This window comes from Granulicella sp. L46 (assembly GCF_009765785.1).
GTDB lineage: Bacteria > Acidobacteriota > Terriglobia > Terriglobales > Acidobacteriaceae > Granulicella.
Window position 1 is genome coordinate 324,336 of the sequence record NZ_LMUT01000007.1, and the last position, 21,731, is coordinate 346,066.

The window sequence follows — 21,731 nt, forward strand, 5'->3', positions numbered from 1 at the left end:
TGATGAACTTGTCGATGTCACCACTGACAAAATCCGGACAACTTCGCGAGGGGTTCCAATACCAAGACCTCTACGGAATGGATGCGGCTTTGTCATGGTTGGAGCATCCGGCGGACTTCCTTTGGATTCAATTCGAAGCCGAGGAATACGGATTCCTCGACGATGTAGTAGTCCTTAGGTCGGATAAGACCTTGTCTGTTGTTCAGATAAAGCACGTCACCGAAAGACCCGATAGACCTGGCCTGTCACTCGACGATCTACTCTATAGGAAAACCTCACGGAGCCGCTCACTTTTCGAAAAATGGTTTCAGTCCTGGCTGTCTGTTGAAAGTGACCCGCAATACAAATCAATTGAGGCCGTCCTCCATACAAACAGACCACCGGCAGAGGACTTCGCTGCAGTCCTCAGTGCTGGATTTCCGCAGAAGATTGAGTCCACCAAGCTCCGCCACAACAACTCGACTACGTTCGAATCATTCCGTAATCAGACTGGTAAGGCTTCCGAACGCCTCGACGCATTCCTGGCAACCATCGCGTTCCGCTTCAACAGCCCGGACATCGATCCAGCGGAGCAAGCGCTAAGAGCACGGGCGAACCAACTCAACATAACGTCTGAGGGTTTCTCATCTCTATTAGATCAAATTTCGATCTGGTCTACGCGGCGAAACGCCGACGGAACTACGATCAAAGTCGACCTCGAAACCATCAAACGGGCATGCGGCTGGCGCAAGGTCGAGCGATTGAGCGAAGCCTTCCCGGTTGCCCCTGACTACGTTCCACTCGGCGGCAATCTTTTGGAGGCGTTCGCGCAGCAGTTGCTTTCGCTTGACGGTGGCGATTACATCCTGTCCGACGTACCCGGTTCCGGCAAGAGCACGTTCTTAGCAAAACTGTCTGAATACTTGGAGCTCCAAAATGTCCCCTGCATTCGCCATCATTACTTCCTCGATGGTAACGATGACTCCATCTTCGAGCGCTTGAATTCACGTCGGACGGCCGACGCTCTCATCGCGGAGTTGGAAACATATACCGATGTACCGATAAACCCTTCGCTCGATAAGCTCAATGACATCCTCACCGCTGCATCTGCTGAACTCCACCAAGACGGAAGAAGGTTAGTCATTCTTCTGGACGGGCTCGATCATGTGCTCCGCACCGAAGATGAGGATGAACTTGCGCTGATCCTAAAGCAGCTCTTACCGCCACCGTCGCATGTCTCGATTATCTTCGGCACGCGGCACATCACGTCGGCAAGGGTGCGCGCTCTCTTTCAACAAATACCTTCAGAACGCCGGTATCCTGTGCCTCGGATGAACATGGACGACTGCAAGGCCATGTTGAGGACCCATCCCGCGATTGACGTTCCGGAACACGCGATTGAGTCTGTCGCGAATCGCCTCGTTGAGATCACGGAAGGCCTGCCTTTGCACGCTCACTATTGCCTTATCCAACTAGAGGACATCAGTCGGCAGAGCATCATTTTGGAGCACAGCCTCGATCAGCTGATACCGTATGGCGGAGATCTGGGAAGTTACTACGAGACAATCTGGCAGACCTTTGGCCCGGAAACGAAGGTTCTCGCCATCGTCTTGGCTGTCGCAGGGTTTGCAGTGCCTCGCGAAGCGATGCCCGCTCTGTTTAGTGGAACGGCACCGGATCTACAGCGGGCACTTGAAAGTCTGCGGCCGTTCGTCAATGAAACTTCCCACGGTCTCACGCTCTTTCATGCCAGTTTTCAGGAGTTCGTCACCAACCACATGGAGACCGAAACCTACAAAGCAGTCAGCCTAGAACGCCTGATTCAATGGCTACGAGAGCACGCGAATCCGTCGCTGCGTTGGCGTTGGCTCAATGCGAAGGAGTTCCAAGCCGGCAATCCTGTACCTCTGATCGAATCGACGAATCGAACGTGGATCATCGACTCGATCAAGGATGGAAATCCGCTTCATACCATTGAAGAGTTGCTCCGCTTGGCGTGTCACGCCGCGATGCTGCAGTCTGATTACGGCACAGCACTCTTCCGCGGCATGTCAGCGGATCAAATGGAATACAACCCAGAAGCTAACGACACCATCTGGAGTGACGCGCTTTCAATGGTCGGCCTTCAGAGGCTGGATCGAACTCCAGGAGTGCTGCCTTTCATCGAATTCAGCCGGGACAATAGCGACGTTTTGCTGGAACTCGCACACCGCGCGCCCGGCGAAGAGTTGCCATCGATCATTGACGAACTCCTCGAGCGCTTTGAAGCTATCGCCAATGCAAAGGGGGGCATGAATCATGCTTCCGCTCTGGAGGGCGCAGCCAAGTATTACGTGAGTGCGCTGGCTATCGCCCGAACCTCTTTGCAAGAAGTCGTTGCCTTTATCAGCCGTTTCAACTTGGAACCAGCCCGCTTCTCCGTGTCGCAAGATTACATCTCGGCCCTTTTGACCTCGCAGCAGTTCACCAACGCGTTAGCCGCGGTCGAAGTGGTGCCTGTCACGCAGGATCAAAGAGGCCAGCTACGTGAGAAGATCGCGTTTGCCAGCTTCTCGCAACCCGGAACATACACCTCCCGAGCCTATGGCGAGGGGTCCTGGGCTCAAATGGGCTACAAGCTCATTCTCAAAGAAACAAGTCCTACACGTTTTACGTGGCCTAAGCGCCCGGAACTTCCTCTGTCGATCGAAAGGTTCAAGGATGACGAACGCGCTGCCCTCAGCCGAGCACTTCGGTCCGCGTGGCTTAACGGTCTTCTTGCCGGTTCCGCTGGCGATCGCGCGGCGTTGGAGTCCTGGATCAAGGACGTTCGCACACAAGGCTGGGCCGGCAAAACAGCCGGTCACGTCGCCTCGATGGGCTTCGCTATGGGAGAGGCTCTCGCGGGAGCGGATCTCGACCTTTGTACTCCTTTGTCGGAGCTCGACAAGGTCGATCTCATCACTCCCGGCGACCCTAGCTGGGAAGATTACGAGCTCTGGACAAGCTACAAACGCGCGCTGCGAGGCATCTTGGGCGATTGCCTCACTCTCCGTTTTACATTCCAAAAGAAGACAGTGGACTCCGGCACGCTGGCCAAGATCAAGTCTATTAGCGGATTCGAAGAGTACGACCAGTACCAGCTTCTATTGAGCTGCGATGCTCAAATTCTTCACCAAGAGTCCGTTGTGCTGTTTGTCGAAGCCCGCTTGCAAGCTCTACAAACGCGCCTCCTAGAGTTTCCTGAACGCGCTGAAGCTTATTTGGAAGTTGCAACTCTTGCTCGAAGAGTCGGGTCTCCTCAGCTGAGTGAACGCTCCTTGCGAAACGCCATCGACAATCTCCTCGGTTACGGAAATCACAAGGACATCTTTTTCCACGAACTACTGCAAGCCCTCAATCTCGCTGTTCAGCATGGGATCGCTGAATTGCCTGCCTTGTTGGATCGTATTGCTTCGGCGGTGAACGTCATAGGACGCGTGACCGATGGAGATGAAACAAGCCACCTCGTCGAAGAATTCGCCGGCATCAGCATGCAATTGGGTTCTTCGGCAATCGCGGCAGCGATCTATCAACAAATGATGGACGAAGAACGCTTCTACCAGGCAGAAAGCGTATACGAAAAGATCGCTGAATTCGGCAAGATATCGGATGTGTGGGTGTCTTCGCTTCTATCCAGTGCGATTGATTCTGCTACTCGCTATCAAATCGCCAAGCGCGCGACACAGGACAGTGACGCAGCGGATTTGGCCACCAAACTCCGCGCCGTCGACCACGATCCCATTCTTCAAGTTCCCACGTCTTCGAACTCGAACGCCGGTCATTCCATGCAGGAAAAGGGACTGGGACTCATTGAATCAGTGGTGCGATCAACAAATCCCGAGGAGGTTCCACCTCAGCAGTTCATCGAATTCTGCACGCGCAATCGGAGCGATCACTACATGAAGGAATTTTGCGAACAGTGGCTCGACTTCTGGATTCTCAAGGACCGCAAAGCTGCTTACGACTGCATGAACGAGGCCGTAAACCAGCGCTTGGTACGTTCCTGGTCAGGAGATCTGAAACTCAGACTTCTCCCTCTGGTGCTCGAATTCGAGGGTCCGGCGCAGGCCTTCGAGGCATTGATAGCCGGAGCACTAGAGGTTCACGTTTGGAATAGCTTTTACACGCAAGCGGAAAAAACTGAGACTGTCTTTAATTACCTTCAAAAGCACTTTCCGAAGCACGTTGATCTTTTCATTCACAGAACGGTCGAATCTACGGGATATCGCAAACGCTTGGGAGCACTGCCAGTGCGACGAGGTGCGCAAGTCTTTTTCTCAGTGGGCCGTCCAGAGGAAGCCGTGAAACTCATCGCAGCAGGTGTCCAGAGGTTGATCGAACTGATGGCGAACCTTGAACTGCCTGTGGTCCTCTGGACTCGCAACGAGAGCAACCTTCTTGCCACGCTGTTCACGAGGCTCTTCCATGTTCATCCCGAGGTGCGCTCCCGCGCGGCTCAAGTCCTGGGAGAATTACTGCTCAACCAGGAAACGAGTGGACCGATTCGAAGTGAGTTGGAGAATCGCCTTTCAGCATGCCATCTCGAATCCCAACTCATTACGCTGTTGTATCCAATCGTATACGCCCGCAATCGAGGTTATGCTTGGCCCGATTCCGAACTTGTACCGCACCTGAAGGTGCGCTGCGCCGCCTTGGACTTGGTCTTAGGGAGCATGAAATTATGACTGAAAAATCCAACCATGATCTCTCCAGCCATGCCCTTGAGGTCTTCGCCTGCCCGTCCGATTATGTTCCGAGCAAGTTTTTTACGAAATACAACCAGGCGTATGTTGCTCCGATCTACCACCGCAATCTGAGCGACATCGCTCGTTCCACGAACACCGATGCCCTGCGACTCTGGGGTTGGACCTTCGATCGTCTGAGCGAGCAAATCGGCAATCGAACGGATGCTCGGGAGTTTGGCAGGTACGTATCCGACCATCGCGACGGCATCATTCCGTGTGGATCTTCGCTCACGACTGAGATCTTCAAGTCGGCGTACCTTAGAGTTCACGAAGCTCTGGCGTCGGCAAGGGTCATTGATGAATCTTCCCTCCGCGAACTTTCTGCGATCGTCTGTCCTCTTGATCTCAGCTTTTGGGATATAGGTTCAAAGGAACGGCCGCAGTGGTGGCCTAAGGCTTCCCAAACCGTGGAGAACCTGCAATCTTCCGAAGACTGGGAGAGGACTGGTGCTCTCGCACTCACCGCGCTAGACGAAGGAACCCTCATCTTCGCAGAGGGGCCGCTTATCTCGGAAAAGGAAGATCTGCAATCTTCCCACTTCTCTCTGATTCCATTTGGATACCGAGTTGCGGGGAAACAGCTTCCGAGCGCTGAGCGGATCTTCAGCCTGTTACAACGACCAACCTGGTCCCTTGACAGCCTTCATCCCAAACTGCTTTCGATCTTCGATGCGCCCTTGCCGGAATGGACGCCAGACGACCACGAGGGAATTAAGATTGGCGATCTTCTACTTCTTCCTTTGCTTGGAAGGATTCATTCCGCCAACATCAATTGCTGGCAATATTGGCGAGGGCTGGAATCTCTTGTCTTTCCGTCTGCACCTCTCGCACAAAATGGCTCGGCGGTAACAGACACACACAGCTGGAGTATGGAGAGTGGGGGACGCAGAGTATTTTCAGGATTCAGCTGGATTAACGGTCCATTGCGTCGACTTAAGTTTCGGTACGACGGACATGGGCTATTTTCTGTGAGCGATCGCCCATGGCTGGAATCCACGCTAGACAGGTTCGATCTAAAACTGGCGTTCGTCCTCAGGCATGACTATCGGATTCGGAAAAGTGAATACAGTGATGAACACGAGACGGTCTCAGCCGCGAAACTTTTGGGAATGGATAAAATCATTGTCCCCGAGTTTTCGCTCTAGGAGCTTCAACGAACCCATAGCGGTCGAAAATGACTAACCATAGTTGATATGTCACTGTCTGACGGGCAATGAACGAAGGAGATGCCCCACGTGGTGAAGATATACACCGATACAAACGTCCTTCATTATTTCGGCCAGGCATTCCACACCGAAAGCGTGCCGGCGGAAATAGCCGTTCAATTGCTACTCGCGCCTATTGCAATTCTTGAATTGCTGTCTCAGTTGGGAACGAAGGATGCGGAGAGTGCATTTGCGGGAGTCCAGGCGCTACCACGAGTTCATAATCCCGAGGCTTGTGGGGTTCTACCGTGGTCCGACGATTTTTTCCGAATGTGTCTCTTCAAGACCCCGCCAAGCAAAGAAGATGTCATCCGTTCTATCAACAATGCGATCGTCAGAGTGCTAAACGCTGGAAGCGTCTCCGAGCTTAGAGCCGAAGGCGAAGAGATGAGAAGACTCCTAGATGCCAGTAAGCAAATGGCTTTGAATGATTTTGCCGCACTGCGCGACAGTATGCAGGCCGAAGGCAGATTAGACCCTGCGGAAGATCGAAGAATATTTGCTCAATCCATAGCCCGCAAGGCAGATGCCGATCGGGAAACAGTCGACGTGGATTCCTCTTGCCGCCGGTCCGGATATCTTGGAACTTCCATTGATCCGTCCGGTCTGAAGGCGTTTGGACCTAGTGTCATCAATCAAACACTCGCCCAATTGCGCATCAGATCCGGGCCACCTCGGCGATTAACCAGCCGTGCGATCTTCTTCGCTCTTAGCCAAATTGGTCGGCTCTGAACAACTCATGCCAAGGTATCAATCAATACCTTTGTCCCATAGATTCGCCCCAACCGTTCTGGTGTGATCACAACTGCGTAACGGATCTAATTCAACGGATGCGTGCAGCGGCAGTTTCTTAAGGAGAAAGATCATGACAGAATTCGAAACAATCGTATCGACTCGGCGAAGTTTTCTTGCCACTTCAGCTGCTGCAGGCGCAGTCACCGTTCTCGGCCTGGCCCGATCCACTGACGCTCGCGCTGCACAGAGCGCTCCGGTCCGCACAGGGTCGAATACGGGTGGCGGAGCGACATCCATCCGCCCCTTCCGTATCAACGTTCACCAAGCGGACCTCGTGGATCTGCGCAGGCGCATTTCCGCGACGCGGTGGCCAGAGAAGGAAACAGTGAGCGACGTAACGCAAGGCGTCCAACTCGCGACCATGCAAAAGCTCGCGAAATATTGGGAAGAGGATTATGACTGGCGGAAAGTTGAGGCGAGGCTAAACGCCCTGCCGCAATTTGTTACGACGATCGACGGGCTCGATATCCATTTCATTCACGTCCGATCAAAACATGCGAACGCGTTGCCGATAATCATCACCCATGGCTGGCCTGGATCGATCATTGAACAACTGAAGATCATTGGTCCGTTGACCGATCCTACAAAATTTGGTGGAACGGCAGAAGATGCTTTTGACGTAGTCATCCCTTCGCTACCGGGTTATGGGTTTTCGGGAAAGCCAACTGCAACTGGCTGGGATCCGAACCGCATCGCTCGCGCTTGGACGATACTGATGAAACGCCTTGGATACAGTCGCTTCGTCGCGCAAGGGGGGGACTGGGGTAACTCGGTTACGGAAATGATGGCTCTGCAGTTGCCTCCCGAACTCATTGGGATTCACACTAACATGGCGGCCACTGTCCCGGCGGATATTGAGCAGGCACTCCAGCTAAGACAACCGCCGCCATACACACTTTCAGCCGACGAGGATCGGGCGTGGGAGCAGCTCGATTTTTTCTACAAGCATGGCCTCGGGTATGCGCAAGAGATGTCGGGCCGCCCTCAAACGCTATATGCCCTTGAGGATTCGCCAATCGGATTGGCCGCTTGGATCCTGGATCACGACGCGAGTAGTCAAGCTCTCATCGCTCAGGTGTTCGACGGTCAGACGGAGGGGCTGACACGGGATGATGTTCTTGAAAATATTACGCTCTACTGGTTGACCAAGACTGCGGTCTCCGCGGCTCGCCTCTATTGGGAATATAAGGGGGGCTTTTTTGATCCGAGGGGCGTCTCCATCCCGGTCGCTGTCAGCGCGTTTCCGGACGAGATTTACCAAGCCCCAAAAAGTTGGTCAGAGAAGGCGTATCCGAAGCTAATTTACTACAACCGGCCTCCGAAGGGCGGTCATTTCGCCGCTTGGGAACAGCCTGCGCTGTTCTCCCAAGAAATGCGAGCGGCGTTCCATCCATTACGCAGTTAGAGCGACGTAGGGCGTGCGTGTTGAGTGCGCACGTCCGCCCATGTCATCGCGACGAAATCAAATTCAAACACATTGGAGAAATACGATGTCCGCAATAACCAATAGGGAGCGGCAGCGCTTCTTAAGTAAGGCCCTCATCCGTTCGAGCTCAAAGGGTACGGCGGTGATAACGGGAGCTTCTTCTGGAATAGGTGCTATCTACGCCGATCAGCTAGCGAGCCGTGGATATGATCTCATCCTTGTCGCTCGGAGTCGAGAGCGCCTCAGCGCGGTAGCGAAGCGCGTGAGGGAAGATACCGGCCGCTCCGTTGAGATTATTGTCGCGGATCTGGGTGACCGAGCAAATCTCGCTCAGGTCGAGCAGGTCTTACGGACGGATGCAGGTATCACTCTTGTCGTCAACAATGCAGGCGTAGGTGTGCCAACACCGTTCCTCGCCGCCGATATCGACAGAATTGATCAGATGATCGAAGTCAATGTTACCGCTCTTGTGAGGCTGACCTATGCGGTCATGCCAGCATTTGTGGCACGGGCCAAAGGAGCGGTTATCAACATCTCGTCGGCACTCGGTATTGCTCCTGAATTGTTGAATGGAGTCTATGGAGGCACCAAGGCTTTCGTTCTGGCCTTTGGCCTTTCACTCCACAAGGAGTTCAGCGGGCGCGGTATCCGCATTCAGACGGTCGTGCCGGGTGCGACCGCGACAGACTTCTGGGACCTGTCCGCGACCCCACTCGATGGACTCCCAGCAGAAGTTGTCATGAATGCTGAAGATATGGTCGAAGCCGCAATTGCCGGCTTCGAATTGGGCGAGACAATCACCATTCCCTCACTGCCGGACCTCGCTGATTGGGAGACGTTCGAGGCTGCTCGACACAATCTGATACCGAAGTTATCCCTGAGTTCTCCTGCAGGGCGATACGAGTCGGGCGGTCAACGCTAGGAGAAACGATGACGAAAAAGATGAGTGATATTGTCCTCGCAGATGACAATCCGACAATCCGTTATGGGCTTTCAGAAATATTGAGAAGACGGGGCTACACCGTTCGTACGGCATCAGATGGATTCTCGGCCTTGGCAATGGTAAGAGATCGAATTCCTGGAATTCTCGTATCTGATCTCGATATGCCCGACATGTCGGGGTTCGAACTCCTGTCGGTCGTCCGACGTCGATTCCCAGCAATCGCAGTCGTCGCCATGAGTGGAGCGTACTCAGGCGTGTTCGTTCCTCCAGGTGTGGCGGCGGACGCGTTTTACGCCAAAGGTTCAAATGGCGCAGCTCGACTGTTTGAGATCCTAGGGTCGATCCACGAGAGAGACTCACGGGACTGGATGCGTGCCCGGTACCGATTTGGGTGGCTAACCTGCCGGTTCATGAATGTGGCGGGCCAGCCGTAGCTTTATCGTGCCCAGAATGCCTGCGAGCCTTTTGTCATCCGGTTGGCGGGGTACAGGGCTCAACTTACCCAACATCTTGCCCGCACTGCTCCTATCCAGTGCAACTGGCGATCGTTACACGACCCAAAGAGATGGATACAACTTCTCTCGGAGTAGACAACAGCGCGAGGCGGTTTGGAGTCGCGATCTATCAGAATACTGATTCCATATCGGAACTCGTCGGTCAATGATCAGCACACTCTGCAGCGTCCTCGCGATCGCTGTACTGAAAGGAACTTTCCACACGCTCTTCGCGTCTGAAGAAGGCCTGGCCGTGAAATACGGAGGTCAAAGAACGGGAAAATCGATAAAGCTCTCTAGCCCTAACGAGTTCGGCGCATTCAAGCTTAGACCTTTGGAGCAACCGTCAGGCGGAGCCGCACGGCCATTTTGACTAAGTCTGCGAGAGAGTCGGCTTTCATCTTCCGCATAACATTGCCTCGATGAGTCTTCACGGTGATCACACTGATGCCGAGTTCTCCGCCGATCTGTTTGTTCAAGCGGCCAGTCACAACGAGTGCCATAACGTCCCGTTCTCGGCGAGTGAGTGAGGCATAACTATCGCGGATCGCTCGCATTTTTTCTTGGTGGCCCAGGGTAATGTGGCTTCGTTCGATAGCATTTCCGATAACGCCTAATAGAATATCTTCGCTCACCGGCTTTTCTAGGAACTCGACGGCACCCGCCTTCATGGCCTGAACCGACATTGGAATATCGCCTGCCCCAGTGATGAAGATAATGGGAATATCAATGCGGTCCAGGGCAATGCGCTTCTGTAAGTCGAGGCCATTGAGATCAGGAAGACCGACGTCTAGGACTAGACAACTTGGAGTTGGGGTCCGAGGGCAGGAAAGGAACTCCTCCGCAGAAGCGAACACCTCGGGACGCCAGCCTGCGCAACGTATCAACGACTCCAACGATTCGCGTACGGAGATGTCGTCGTCTACAACAAACACGGTAGGTGTCGCTTGGCGCATATGTAATGGTCTCGAAGCAGGTTGAAATCCCGTTGCTATGTTCATAAGTCCTCGTCAAGACAATGCGACTTGTGAGTCAGTTTACGCAGAGGGCCCTGTCAAGTGCCTTGAGAAGGGTCGCTTCACTAACCGGCTTGAAAAGGCAGTCGACCGCGCCCCGTTCGAGCATGCGCGGTCGAATGGTCTCATCTTCATCTGCTGTAATAAAAACAATTGGGATCTCTTGCCGCCGAAGAGTCAACTCCCGCTGAAGGTCAGGGCCGGTCATGCCGGGCAGGGCGATATCGAGGATCAGGCATTTAGTTGCGCTGACGCTGCCGGACGCAAGAAACTCCTCAGCAGATGAAAACGCATTGACCGCAAAGCCAAATTCCTTCAGCAAGTCAGGAAGTGACTCGAGTACGGACTCGTCATCATCTACAAGTGACACGAGTGAAGGTCTAGACATTACGGGTTCCCCATGACGCGGCCGCTTCGGTCGCGGCGGCGGGCGTCCTAATGGTGTCGAGACTGTCGACACCGGTTACAGCCCCGGGTCCTCGAGGAATTGAAAAAGAAAATGTAGCTCCGGGACCGGTATTCGGCGCTGCCCATAGACGTCCGTGATGTTTCTCGATGATGGAGCGGCTTATTGAAAGCCCGATTCCCATACCGCTAATCTTTGTTGTGTAGAAAGCTTGGAAGAGCTTATCAATAGCCTCGGAATCCAGTCCCACCCCTGTATCTTGGACCGTCAAACGCACACGATCGCCTTCGTCTCCCTCGGTCCTAATCACCAGTTGTCTGGGACGGTCAGTTACGGAACTCATTGCGTCGGATGCGTTTCGCAGAAGATTCAGTATCACCTGCTGAAGTTGGACACGATCGCCAATAACGGGCGGGAGGTCGCTGGCGAGTTCCGAACGTAGGACGACGCGGTTTCTTTGTAAGTCGCTCAGCGACAACGCCACTACCTCGCGCGCAGCTTCGTTTAGATCTACAGATTCGGCAATCGCTTCCGTCTTCTTGAAGAGCGCGCGCAACCGCTTAATGACGTCAGAGGCGCGATTTCCATCGCGAAGCGTGCGTCGCGCGGTCTCGAGTGCTCCATCGATATTGGGAGGATCGGCCGCCAACATGCGGAGACAGGTGCTCGCATTGTTCACGATGCCGAATAACGGCTGGTTCACTTCGTGCGCGATGGATGCGGTCATGGCTCCTAGACTTGTGACCCGGGCCACATGGGCGAGCTCCGAACGAACTTTGCTCAGCGCCTGGTCCGATAGCCGACGTTCCGTTACGTCCTGGACAGCACCGATGTACTCCATTTGACCCACCTCGTCCACAATTCCATGAGCGATCATATGGAGGTATTTAATCGAACCATCTTGCATCTGGAGCCGATGCTCGTACTCGAAGTCTTTGCCGGCTTGCGCGCGGGCCACCATGTCGTGCATTAATGGGATGTCGTCCGGGTGAACGCGGGAGCCGATGAGTTCGAGCGTCACTGCCCGCACCGGGTCAAACTCGAAGATGCGATAGGCCTGCTCCGACCAAGTTATTTCGCCGGTTGCGACTCGCCATGAAAAACTTCCGGTCAGGCTAAGTTGCTGAGCCTTTGCAAGAAATGCTTCGCTGCGTGTCAACGCCGCCTCACCTTGCGCGCGCTCGATTGCAATGCTCGCAATATGGGTGAACTGGCCGATTAGGGCCTGGTCTTCAGATGTGGGCGTTCTGGGTTCTTTGTAGTAGATGGCAAAGATCCCGATGACTGTTCCGTTGGTCGACGATATGGGGGTCGACCAACAAGCCCTCAATCCGTTCGCCAAAGCCATAGGGCACCATGCGTATTCTGCCCACCGTCTATCAAGGGTAATGTCGGCAGCGATCACCTGTTCATTCAGGCACACCGCCGTCGCACAGGGTCCCGATGTGACGACTAGAGGAAGGCCATCAACAGACGCATTGAAATTGATCGGGAGGCTCGGCCCAGCTGCGTGCTGAAGGTGAGTGCGTGTTGGGTCGACCAATAGAACGCTGCAATAACTGCTAGTGACAGTGGCTTCAACAAAGTGACAAAGGTCTTCGAGAATCGATCCCAGTGGGGTACCGCTAGCAACCCTCTCTAACAAACGCTTCTCGCCGGCAAGCAGAGAATCGGCCTGTTTGCGATCTTCGATATCCGTGTTCAAGCCGTACCATCTGATGATTCGGCCAGTCTCATCTCGTAATGGAAGGGTCCGAATCAAGAACCAGCGGCAGCTGCCATCGAAACGACGGAACCTCGCTTCAAACTCGCCAGACTCTCCGGACGCCAACAAAGATGCCCAATAGCCTGTCAATCGCTCCGCATCCTCTGGGTGAAGAGTCTTTGCCCAGCCCGACCCACCTGCGCCCTCCAAGCCGACGCCAGTGTAGTCGCACCACGCTTGACTCAGAAAGTCGACGTTTCCGTCGGGACCGGCGCTCCAAACGAGCCCGGGTATAGCGTCGATGGTGGTGCGAAATCGGCCTTCCGATGTCTTAAGTTCATGAAGTGCCCGCGACAGCGACATTTGTGACTGTTGCCGTTCGATGGCGATACTCGCGATGTGAGTGAACTGGGCGATTAGGACTTGGTCTTCGACTGTCGGTATTCTCGGTTCCGTGTAGTAGATCGCGAATGCGCCAAGAACCTTTCCGATCGTGGAAGAAATGGGAGTCGACCAGCACGATCGCAGTCCGTGCGCCAATGCCATGGGGCACCATTCGTATTCTTTCCAGCGCGTTTCCAAGGCGAGATCCGCGGAGATTACTTGCTCGTTGAGGTAAGCTGCCATCGCGCACGGGCCAGATTCAATGTTTACGGGGCGGCCCTCAATGGCGGTGACGAAGGTAGACGGAAGACTAGGCGCTGCACCGTGCTCTAGGCGGGTTCCAGTGCTGTCAACTAATACGACGCTGCAGTAGGAACCGGTAACCGTGGCTTCGACAAACCCGCAAAGCTCGTCGAGTATCTTCGATATTGAATTACCGCCCGCAACCATCTCGAGCAGCCTATTCTCGCTGGCCAATAGAGATTCTGCTCGTCGACGATCTTCAATATCTGTTAGTAGAAAGTACCAGCTGAGAATATGACCCTCCGGGTCTCGGACTGGAAGGGCGCGACCATGAAACCACCGGTAGACGCCGTCGAAGCGACGAAGACGATACTCGAGGTCGTAAGGGCAGCCAGTTGCCATCGAAAGCGTGAAGGCTTCGACCAGACGGGCAAGGTCATCAGGGTAGACGATCGCGCCTACCGTCCAGTCTCGTAGCTCATCGGGTGTCTTCCCGAAAAATTCCAGAACCTGAAGGTTAAAGAGCTCAAGTTCGCCCGTCGCGGCCGCCGTGATCACTAACCCGGGAATTCCATCTAAAATTTCGCGAAATCGAGCCTCACCGATAGACGAGTCGTCGGGCCTAGTGGCACATCCTGGATCGTCCGGTTTTCCGGTACTTCGCGCCTCGTGCCCCATCCGATAAGGATGCGCCTCTTTTGGGGCACGCGTCCATCATCCTTTGGTCTCGGTTTTACCGAGGGTCGTTCCCGGTTCGGGGCAAAACCGTGAGGTCAATACCTTTGTCCCATAGATTCTCCCTAATGTTTATGGTGTGATCGCAAGTGTCCGAATGGCTGGATTTTATTGAGAAAACCAGACATGACCGGGCGGTGGTGGTCATCGTGCACCGCCGTCATGAAAGGCAATCCCGAGGTTCTGAATAATGCGGTCTAAGCTTCTACCGACAGAGCGGCAAATTCCGACAAAACTCGAGCAAAATCGTCGCCGCTTTCTGGGGTCTTCGGCAATGGCGATTGTTGCCACCCACCTCGGTCTGACCGGTTGCGCCAATGCCCAATCGAACGAGTCCGCGGTTCGACTAGTTCCGGAAGGTTCGATGCCCTCTCTCGCCGGCGCGACAGAGTGGGTGAACTCGCGGCCGCTCACCACCGCAAACCTGCGCGGAAAGGTCGTTCTCATTAACTTCTGGACCTTCTCGTGCATCAACTCACTACGTCAACTTCCTTATCTCAGGGCATGGGCGGCGAAGTATAAAGATCAGGGATTAGTAGTCGTCGGTATCCAATCACCGGAGTTCGAATTTGAAAAGAACCTCGATGACGTTCGCTGGGCCATAAAAAGCATGAAGCTCGACTATCCGATCGCGATCGATAACGATCATGCGATATGGCGCGCCTTCAATAACAACGCGTGGCCAGCGCTTTACTTCGGGGATGCAACCGGACGCATTCGCCATCATCAGCTCGGTGAAGGCAACTATGATCGAGCCGAACTGGTCGTCCAACAATTGCTCAGGGAAATCGGAAAAACGAGCGTCGCTAGTGGCTTTAGTTCGGTCGACGCGCGTGGCGTGGAAGCTCCTGCCAATTGGAACAGCTTGCGATCTCCGGAAACCTATGTCGGCTACGAGCGATCAGAGAGCTTTGAATCACCCGGCGGGGCGGCAACAAATGAGAGTCAAAACTATGCTCTCCCGGCGCACTTGAAACTCAATCAATGGGCCCTTTCGGGTGATTGGACAATACGTGCAGAGGGTGCTGTCCTCAACAAGATGAATGGGAGCATCTCATATCGGTTCCATGCTCGTGATCTTCACCTGGTCATGGGACCGGCTAGCCGAGGAGCATCTGTGCGATTCCGCGTGCTCATTGATCAACAGCCGCCACTCGCCGCTCACGGAGGGGATATCGATCCTGAGGGTAACGGCACGATCATCGAACAGCGACTCTATCAACTCATTCGACAACCAGAGCCTATTGCTGACCGGCAGTTTGACATCGAATTTCTCGACGCTGGAGCTGAAGTTTTTGTGTTCACGTTCGGCTGATCCAGAGATTGCCATCGACGTCGTCGCCTATTGATCTCATAAATAAAGAGGGCGTGAAGCATGAATTCACAGAACTTACCTATTTCTGAGCGCTTCTCACATAAGAAGCTTTTCAACAGCCCCACGCCAATTCAACGGTTGAACCGCCTTGAGCGGGAGTTGGAAACCAACGTACGGCTCTATGTAAAGCGAGATGATCTGATGGGTCTCGGTGGAGGCGGCAATAAGCTGCGGAAACTCGAATTTCTGTTGGGTGATGCGATTTCGCAAGGTTCCGATACTTTCATCACGGTCGGTGGCCTGCAGTCAAATCACTGCCGCCTCAGTGCGGCAGCTGCAGCGCATATTGGGATGACATGCGAACTGGTCCTGACCCAGGTTGTACCCCGGAGTGATGAAGCGTATCGGCGCAACGGCAACATGCTCCTCAACGAAATCTTTGGAGCGAAAATTCACTTGCTTTCTGGTACGGAGAGCGCCGTGGAGTTTGCGACGGATCGAGTCAAAGTTTTGAAGAGTGAGGGCAGGCGGCCCTATCTGGTTGGGTCTGGCGGTAGTTATCCTGTCGGATGTCTTGGTTATGCCGATTGTGCAGTAGAGCTTATGAAGCAGCAGCAAGAAATTGAAGGCGGCTTTACCCAAATCATCGTTCCCAACGGAAGCTCCGGGACGCACGCCGGTCTCGCGGCTGGGTTTGCTTTGCTTGGGATGAATCCCGCGATGATCAGTTCGTATTCCGTTCTTAATCCGGCTAAGGAAGCACAACTTAGTACTCACGAGCTTGCCAAAGCGACGCTAGCGCTCCTTGACCCAACGAAATCGATCGACCCGGACGCGATTCACGTTCGTGGTGATCAACTCGGTGATGGTTATGGCCTTCCGACCTCAGCAATGTTGAATGCCGTTCGGACAATAGCCAGAACGGAAGGACTGTTGCTAGATCCGGTCTATAGCGGTAAAGCGTTCGCGGGTCTTCTAGCGGCCGTTCGCGGCGGAGCCTACAAAGCAGGTGAAGCCATTCTGTTTCTGATGACTGGCGGCGTTCCGGGCCTCTTTGCATATCAACCTGCCTTTGAACAGGCTTCTTAGAGGCAAATCCGTACCGGCCGCCCTTTCATCTTAGACACGCACTACCCAGCATTGCTCGCGTTTATCGAATCTGATCGTGAGCCCATTTAAACCCAGAGGAGAAAAAACATGGCAAGTGAGTATGAAGTTCGAGGCAACAATGCGACTAGAAACGAGAGTTTAGGAGTAGTCGATCTGAAACTAGAGGCGATCGTGATTCCAGTCTCGGACGTGGACCGAGCAAAGGAATACTACGCGAACCTTGGGTGGAGGCTCGACGCCGACTTCCCCTTCGATAACGGATTTCGGGTGGTCCAATTCACGCCGCCTGGTTCAGGGTGCTCGCTTCAATTCGGCACGAAGATCACGTCGGCTACGCCTGGTTCAGCCCAAGGCCTCTACCTGATCGTCTCCAACATCGAAGCTGCGCGTGATCAACTCTTCGCTTGCGGTGCGAAGGCCAGCGACGTCTTCCATCCCGGGACACCGGGTGCTCAATTCGAGCACGTAGGCGCGACCGGTCGCATCGAGGGCGCCGCCCCCGATCGCGCCAGCTATGGCTCTTTCGTCACGTTTAGCGACCCGGACGGCAATGGCTGGCTATTGCAGGAGGTCACGACACGATTACCGGGCCGTGTCAGCCCGGCCCAGACGGCATTTACATCGGTGGACGATTTGGCGGCAGCGCTTCGCCGCGCCGCGGCCGCTCACGGTCAACATGAGAAGGGAATTGGCCATACAGATGCGAATTGGCCCGACTGGTACGCCGAGTACATCGTGCGGGAGCAGACGGGCGCCAAGCTGCCCAAGTAATTCAAACGAGGACGTTAGTTGACATTTTGTCTAGCGAGACGACGGCCGTCCAATCCGTCTTTAGTTACACACCTCGCGTTCGGAAATACATTCAGATTGTGGAACAACGTCTCAACGAAAATGAATGCTCGGCGGTAGGGGTGGGAAGAATGATGCTCAAGATTGAACGAGGTACTTCTATGAAACGGATCTCTTTCTTATCAGTTGTGGCGGCAATAGTGGTCAGTCTCCTCGCGTTCTCGCCTCACCTATCTGGACAGACCGACGAAAAGGCTTCTCCGAACTACGAGGTCAAAATTCCTGCTGGATATCGGGACTGGAAATTGATCTCTGTAGCCCACGAGGCAGGTAATCTCAATGATATTCGTGCCATCTTGGGCAACAACGTGGCAGTCAAGGGATATCGGAAAGGAAACCTCCCATTTCCAGATGGCACGATTATTGCCCGGCTGGCCTGGAAATACGTCCCTTCCGAGGAAAACAACAAAGTCTTTGCTCGTGAGCAATCCTTCGTTGCTGGTTCGCCCACTAACGTTCAATTCATGGTCAAGGATTCCAAGAGATACTCTGCTACAGGAGGTTGGGGATTTGCTCAATTCACGAATGGCAAACCCCTGAACGAAGCGGAACCCAAGACCTGTTTTGCTTGCCATGAGCCTGCGAGAGCTCGGGATTTTATCTTCACCGTTTACGCGCCATAAAAAGAATCAGATCCTATTGCGTTTGACCGCTGGGCAAATCACGAGACCGACGGTATCGCCAAAAGACCCGCTGTTCGCACCGATCAACAAAGGTTCGACTGGCGGTCGTCCAGCCAGTCTACAAGACGGATAGCAGCGTCTCGGGACGGCAGTCTCGTCGTAGTCAAATAGGCTGTCCTCCAGTAATCATATCGAAGGCACTTTGAACTGTCTGGAGACTCATGTGCACGGTGATATCAGGACTTTCGAGACTGTGTTCCTTTTACTGTTGGGCTTTGTCGTCGTTCTCGGCGAACTTGCTCGGCGGCTTAAGGTTGCGTATCCGATTGTGCTTGTCCTTGGAGGGCTCCTCCTCAGCCTGTTTCCAGATCTACCGAGGGTACGACTCAATCCCGAGCTATTCTTTTTGGCTGTGTTGCCACCGCTCCTATTCCACGCAGCTTGGCTGACTTCCTTGCGCGAATTCCGTTACAACCTGGCCAGTATTCTGCTGTTGGCGTTTGGCTTGGTCGTTTTCACTGTGACTGGTGTGGCCATTGCTGGTGAACGGCTTTTCTTACTTTTGAACTGGAAAACCGGCTTCCTTCTGGGCGCAATCCTCGCGCCGACGGATGCGATCGCAGCCGCTTCGATTGCCAAGCGGGTTGGTTTGCCTGGGCGCATCACGGACGTCCTCGAAGGCGAGAGCCTGATCAATGATGCAAGTGGTCTGCTTGGGCTGGAATTTGCGCTCGCTCTGATAATGAGCGGGGAGACGCCATCGGCCTCGATTGGCGTGTTGCGTCTGCTCTATCTAGTTTTGGCGGGGATCCTAGTGGGGTTGGTGGTGGCATGGACCGTTCACTGGTTGGAACTGCATATCGATGACGCCCCGATCGAGTTAACAGTCGGCCTGCTCAGTGCGTACACCGCCTACATTTTGGCGGAGAAAATTCACGCCTCGGGCGTCTTGGCCGTTGTAACAGCGGGTTTCTACCTCAGTCGCGAGAGTGCGACATTCTTCTCGCCGCCGGTGCGTCTTCAAGCATATGCTCTTTGGGACACGATTGACTTTGTGCTCAACGGATTGGTTTTTGTCCTCATTGGACTGCAGCTCCCGTTCATCCTCGCGGGTCTACATAACTACACCAGTGTGACATTGCTGCTAGACGCGATTGCTATCAATGTGATCATCATCGGGCTGCGGCTGGTGTGGGTTTATCCCAGTAGTTATATTGCTTATCTTTTTCAGCGCCACGTTCTGAAGCAGCCGGAGCCCAGGCCCCAGGTAAAGCAGGTGTTCATCACTGGCTGGACAGGTATGCGAGGAGTGCTTGCACTCGCCGCGGCTCTGTCTATCCCCGAAACGCTCTCGGACGGGCGCGCGTTTCCTGGTCGCAACCTGATTCTCTTTCTGACATTCTCAGTCATCCTCGTCACTCTCGTCCTCCAGGGCCTGACCCTACCCTGGCTCATTCGCTTTCTGGGACTTGGCGGCGCAGACGAAGACCATAGTGAGGAGGCATACGCTAGATTGCATATGCAGAACGCGGCGCGGATCTATCTCGAGGCAGGAACGATGCGCGGTTCGCTAAAGGCAGCCGCGATCTTCCCGGAATTCGTCCAACCCGATGATTTCCATGTCGGCGGTTCGCTGATAGAGCTCCCCAACGACGCGCCGATGGATCGTGCCGATCGACTAACGATCACGCTTCAGGTTTTGAATGTCCAGAGACAGGCCATTGTGGATTTGCGCGGTCAGGGCCGGATAAACGATCGATTGCTCCGGACGTTGGAGCGCGACCTCGACCTGAGGGAGACGCAAGTGCTCGATGCACGGAACTCAAGGCTCGGCATTCCAGCAACGAAAAGTTGAATCAGCGGATTTATGATCCGCGGAGCCTGAAGATCTCAGTTCACCAATGTCACCGCCGTATAAGGCGAAACACTAGTGAGGATCTTGACCACTTCCGCTATGCCGACTTTCCGATACGAATCCGGCTCGTAATTTGCCGAATCTTTGGGGCTAGAAAGGGTCGTGCGCAAGCACGCGATTCATCTGGTTTGGATTTCGCCCTAACCAATACAAGACCGTAATTTCCTCAGAGTTGTGTAAAGATTGCTCAATGGACGCCACACCAACTACATGAATTCCCGTCTATCGGTCTTCGTTTGTGGGACTTACTCTGACCTCAGCGCAGAGCGCGGAGCAGTTTTGGATGCTCTACAGCGACTTGAGGTCGAACATCACTCAATGGAGCTTTTCGGGGCCAGACCGCAACGACCTCTTCAGACGTGCCTCGATGAGGTCCGCAGAAGCAAAATCATAGTAGTTATTGTTGGTCACAGATACGGAACGCTGGCACCGGGCATGGAAATTTCCTTTTCGGAAGCAGAATACCAAGAGGCGTTTCGAATGAACCTAGAGTGTCTGGCCTACTTCTCGAACACATCGGAGCACCCCGACGAAGAGGACGCCCAAAAGTCTCTATTGCTTCAACAGTGGAAAAAGACCTTAAGTGATCGGCATACTCCTGCATACTTCCCGGACGCGAACAAATTGGCATTGCAGGTTGCCATCGACGTTGGCAGAACTATCCGGGAGCTTGAGGACAAAGCCAATTCCTCCATTCGAGGCGGAGGAACTGAGCCTCTATCTGACGGACACGAAAAGGCACCCCGAGTTACACCTGTTTATTGCCAGAGGTTTGGCGACGAGTCTCGACAACTTGTTCACGGTCTGACAACTGACTCAGATGGCAATGCCATTATCGTAGGTGACTTTTGGGGCAGCATCGATTTTGGCAAATCAAAGCTAACAAGCGCCGGCGATCGAGACATTTTCCTGGCTAAATTTGATAGGTCGGGTGAATGCCTTTGGAGCCAACGATATGGTGACCAGTTCGAACAAGTTGGCATCGGGGTAGATACCGATGCGAGTGGCTCAATCTTTATTGCCAGTTCTTTCAATGGGAGCTTGGATTTCGGCGGAGTGGCTCTCGTCTCACGAGGCCGTTACAATGTGGCTCTTGCGAAGCTGGACAACGACGGGCGACACCTCTGGAGCAAGAGTTTTGGAGACAATCAATACCATGTCGCGGAGTGCATCTCGGTGGCACCTGGGGGATGGGTTGCTGTGGCCGGACGGTTTCAGGGGTCCGTGGATTTTGGCGCGGGTGATCTGAAAAGCGAGAGCGCTCAGACCGACATATTCTTGGCAGCTTTCTCTTCAGACGGAGAACTAATTTGGGCGAGGAGAATAGGCGGAAAATATGAACAACAAACACGGTCGATTGCCATTGACGCTGACGGCAATATCGGTTTGGCTGGTGTCTTCAAGGGCTCAATCTCCTTTGGCAGTCTTTCACTAACAGAGGAACACCCTACCGACTACTGCGGATTTCTCGCCAAGTTTGATCGCCTTGGGAATGCGCTTTGGTGCAAACGTTTTGGAGATCCCTCTGTAGAGCAAGGATCGGTGGTGAGCTTTGATAGAGCCAATGGGGATGTTCTGACATCCGGATTTATGAGGAATAAGCTACCTCGTGAAACCTCGAACGGGTTGTCATCGGTGTGTCTGTTTGCTCGATATGATCCCTCCGGCGTGCTACGGTGGTCGAAGGCATTTGGGACTCAAGCGACTGCTACCAGTTTGTCCATCGCGGCTGACGGACGGATACTCCTCACTGGATATTTTCAGGGAACAATAGATCTTGGGTTGGGACCATTAGTCAGCGCTGGCGGATACGATGTTTTTG

At 54.0% G+C, this 21,731-nt stretch carries 15 protein-coding genes and 1 pseudogene; 13 read left to right on the forward strand and 3 right to left on the reverse strand.

What is annotated here, in order from left to right; all coding sequences use genetic code 11:
* Positions 1–2 precede the first annotated feature (2 nt).
* From GSQ80_RS06550 to GSQ80_RS06575, 6 genes are all read left to right on the forward strand, one after another.
* Positions 3–4,685, forward strand: a complete 4,683-nt coding sequence (locus tag GSQ80_RS06550; RefSeq protein WP_158786835.1) for an ATP-binding protein — start codon at positions 3–5, stop codon at positions 4,683–4,685.
* Positions 4,604–5,890 (forward strand): hypothetical protein, encoded by a 1,287-nt coding sequence (locus GSQ80_RS06555; protein WP_158786836.1) that lies wholly within the window; start codon positions 4,604–4,606, stop codon positions 5,888–5,890. The genes GSQ80_RS06550 and GSQ80_RS06555 overlap by 82 nt, the downstream gene beginning before the upstream one ends.
* Before the next feature lie 93 nt (positions 5,891–5,983).
* Positions 5,984–6,682, forward strand: coding sequence for a hypothetical protein (locus GSQ80_RS06560; RefSeq protein ID WP_158786837.1), 699 nt, complete (start codon positions 5,984–5,986; stop codon positions 6,680–6,682).
* Between the two features lie 133 nt (positions 6,683–6,815).
* Positions 6,816–8,150 carry an epoxide hydrolase family protein gene (locus GSQ80_RS06565; RefSeq protein WP_158786838.1) on the forward strand — a complete coding sequence of 445 codons (1,335 nt, stop codon included), beginning with the start codon at positions 6,816–6,818 and terminating at the stop codon, positions 8,148–8,150.
* Positions 8,151–8,235: 85 nt separating this feature from the next.
* Entirely contained in the window at positions 8,236–9,093 is an 858-nt protein-coding gene (locus GSQ80_RS06570; protein WP_216850155.1) for an SDR family oxidoreductase, read from the forward strand.
* 8 nt (positions 9,094–9,101) lie between these two features.
* Entirely contained in the window at positions 9,102–9,548 is a 447-nt protein-coding gene (locus GSQ80_RS06575; RefSeq protein ID WP_158786839.1) for a response regulator, read from the forward strand.
* Positions 9,549–9,934: 386 nt separating this feature from the next.
* Here GSQ80_RS06575 and GSQ80_RS06580 read toward each other — a convergent pair whose 3' ends face one another.
* The 3 genes from GSQ80_RS06580 to GSQ80_RS06590 form a co-directional block, all read right to left on the reverse strand.
* Positions 9,935–10,564 carry a response regulator transcription factor gene (locus GSQ80_RS06580; RefSeq protein ID WP_158786875.1) on the reverse strand — a complete coding sequence of 210 codons (630 nt, stop codon included), beginning with the start codon at positions 10,562–10,564 and terminating at the stop codon, positions 9,935–9,937.
* A 76-nt stretch (positions 10,565–10,640) separates the two neighbouring features.
* Complete coding sequence (locus GSQ80_RS06585) at positions 10,641–11,012, reverse strand: response regulator (RefSeq protein WP_158786840.1); 372 nt, start codon at positions 11,010–11,012, stop codon at positions 10,641–10,643.
* Positions 11,005–14,040 (reverse strand): PAS domain-containing protein, encoded by a 3,036-nt coding sequence (locus GSQ80_RS06590; RefSeq protein WP_158786841.1) that lies wholly within the window; start codon positions 14,038–14,040, stop codon positions 11,005–11,007. Before GSQ80_RS06590 ends, GSQ80_RS06585 begins: the two co-directional genes overlap by 8 nt.
* Before the next feature lie 247 nt (positions 14,041–14,287).
* On the opposite strand from GSQ80_RS06590, the gene GSQ80_RS06595 reads away from it, so the two are divergent.
* From GSQ80_RS06595 to GSQ80_RS06620, 7 genes and pseudogenes are all read left to right on the forward strand, one after another.
* On the forward strand, positions 14,288–15,412 hold the full coding sequence (locus GSQ80_RS06595) for a redoxin domain-containing protein (protein WP_158786842.1): 1,125 nt from the start codon (positions 14,288–14,290) through the stop codon (positions 15,410–15,412).
* Between the two features lie 60 nt (positions 15,413–15,472).
* Positions 15,473–16,501, forward strand: a complete 1,029-nt coding sequence (locus GSQ80_RS06600) for a D-cysteine desulfhydrase family protein (protein ID WP_158786843.1) — start codon at positions 15,473–15,475, stop codon at positions 16,499–16,501.
* Positions 16,502–16,609: 108 nt separating this feature from the next.
* Positions 16,610–17,293: a VOC family protein gene (locus GSQ80_RS06605; protein ID WP_158786844.1), complete on the forward strand. Its 684-nt coding sequence runs from the start codon at positions 16,610–16,612 to the stop codon at positions 17,291–17,293.
* A gap of 98 nt (positions 17,294–17,391) precedes the next feature.
* Entirely contained in the window at positions 17,392–17,994 is a 603-nt protein-coding gene (locus GSQ80_RS06610; RefSeq protein WP_254059483.1) for a cytochrome P460 family protein, read from the forward strand.
* A 223-nt stretch (positions 17,995–18,217) separates the two neighbouring features.
* Positions 18,218–19,849 (forward strand): Na+/H+ antiporter, encoded by a 1,632-nt coding sequence (locus GSQ80_RS06615; RefSeq protein WP_254059484.1) that lies wholly within the window; start codon positions 18,218–18,220, stop codon positions 19,847–19,849.
* Between the two features lie 270 nt (positions 19,850–20,119).
* Positions 20,120–20,323 (forward strand): annotated as a pseudogene (locus GSQ80_RS23840) (DUF4062 domain-containing protein); the annotation flags it as partial.
* A 21-nt stretch (positions 20,324–20,344) separates the two neighbouring features.
* Positions 20,345–21,731: hypothetical protein (locus GSQ80_RS06620; protein ID WP_254059485.1), on the forward strand; the 1,387-nt coding region annotated here is incomplete at its 3' end.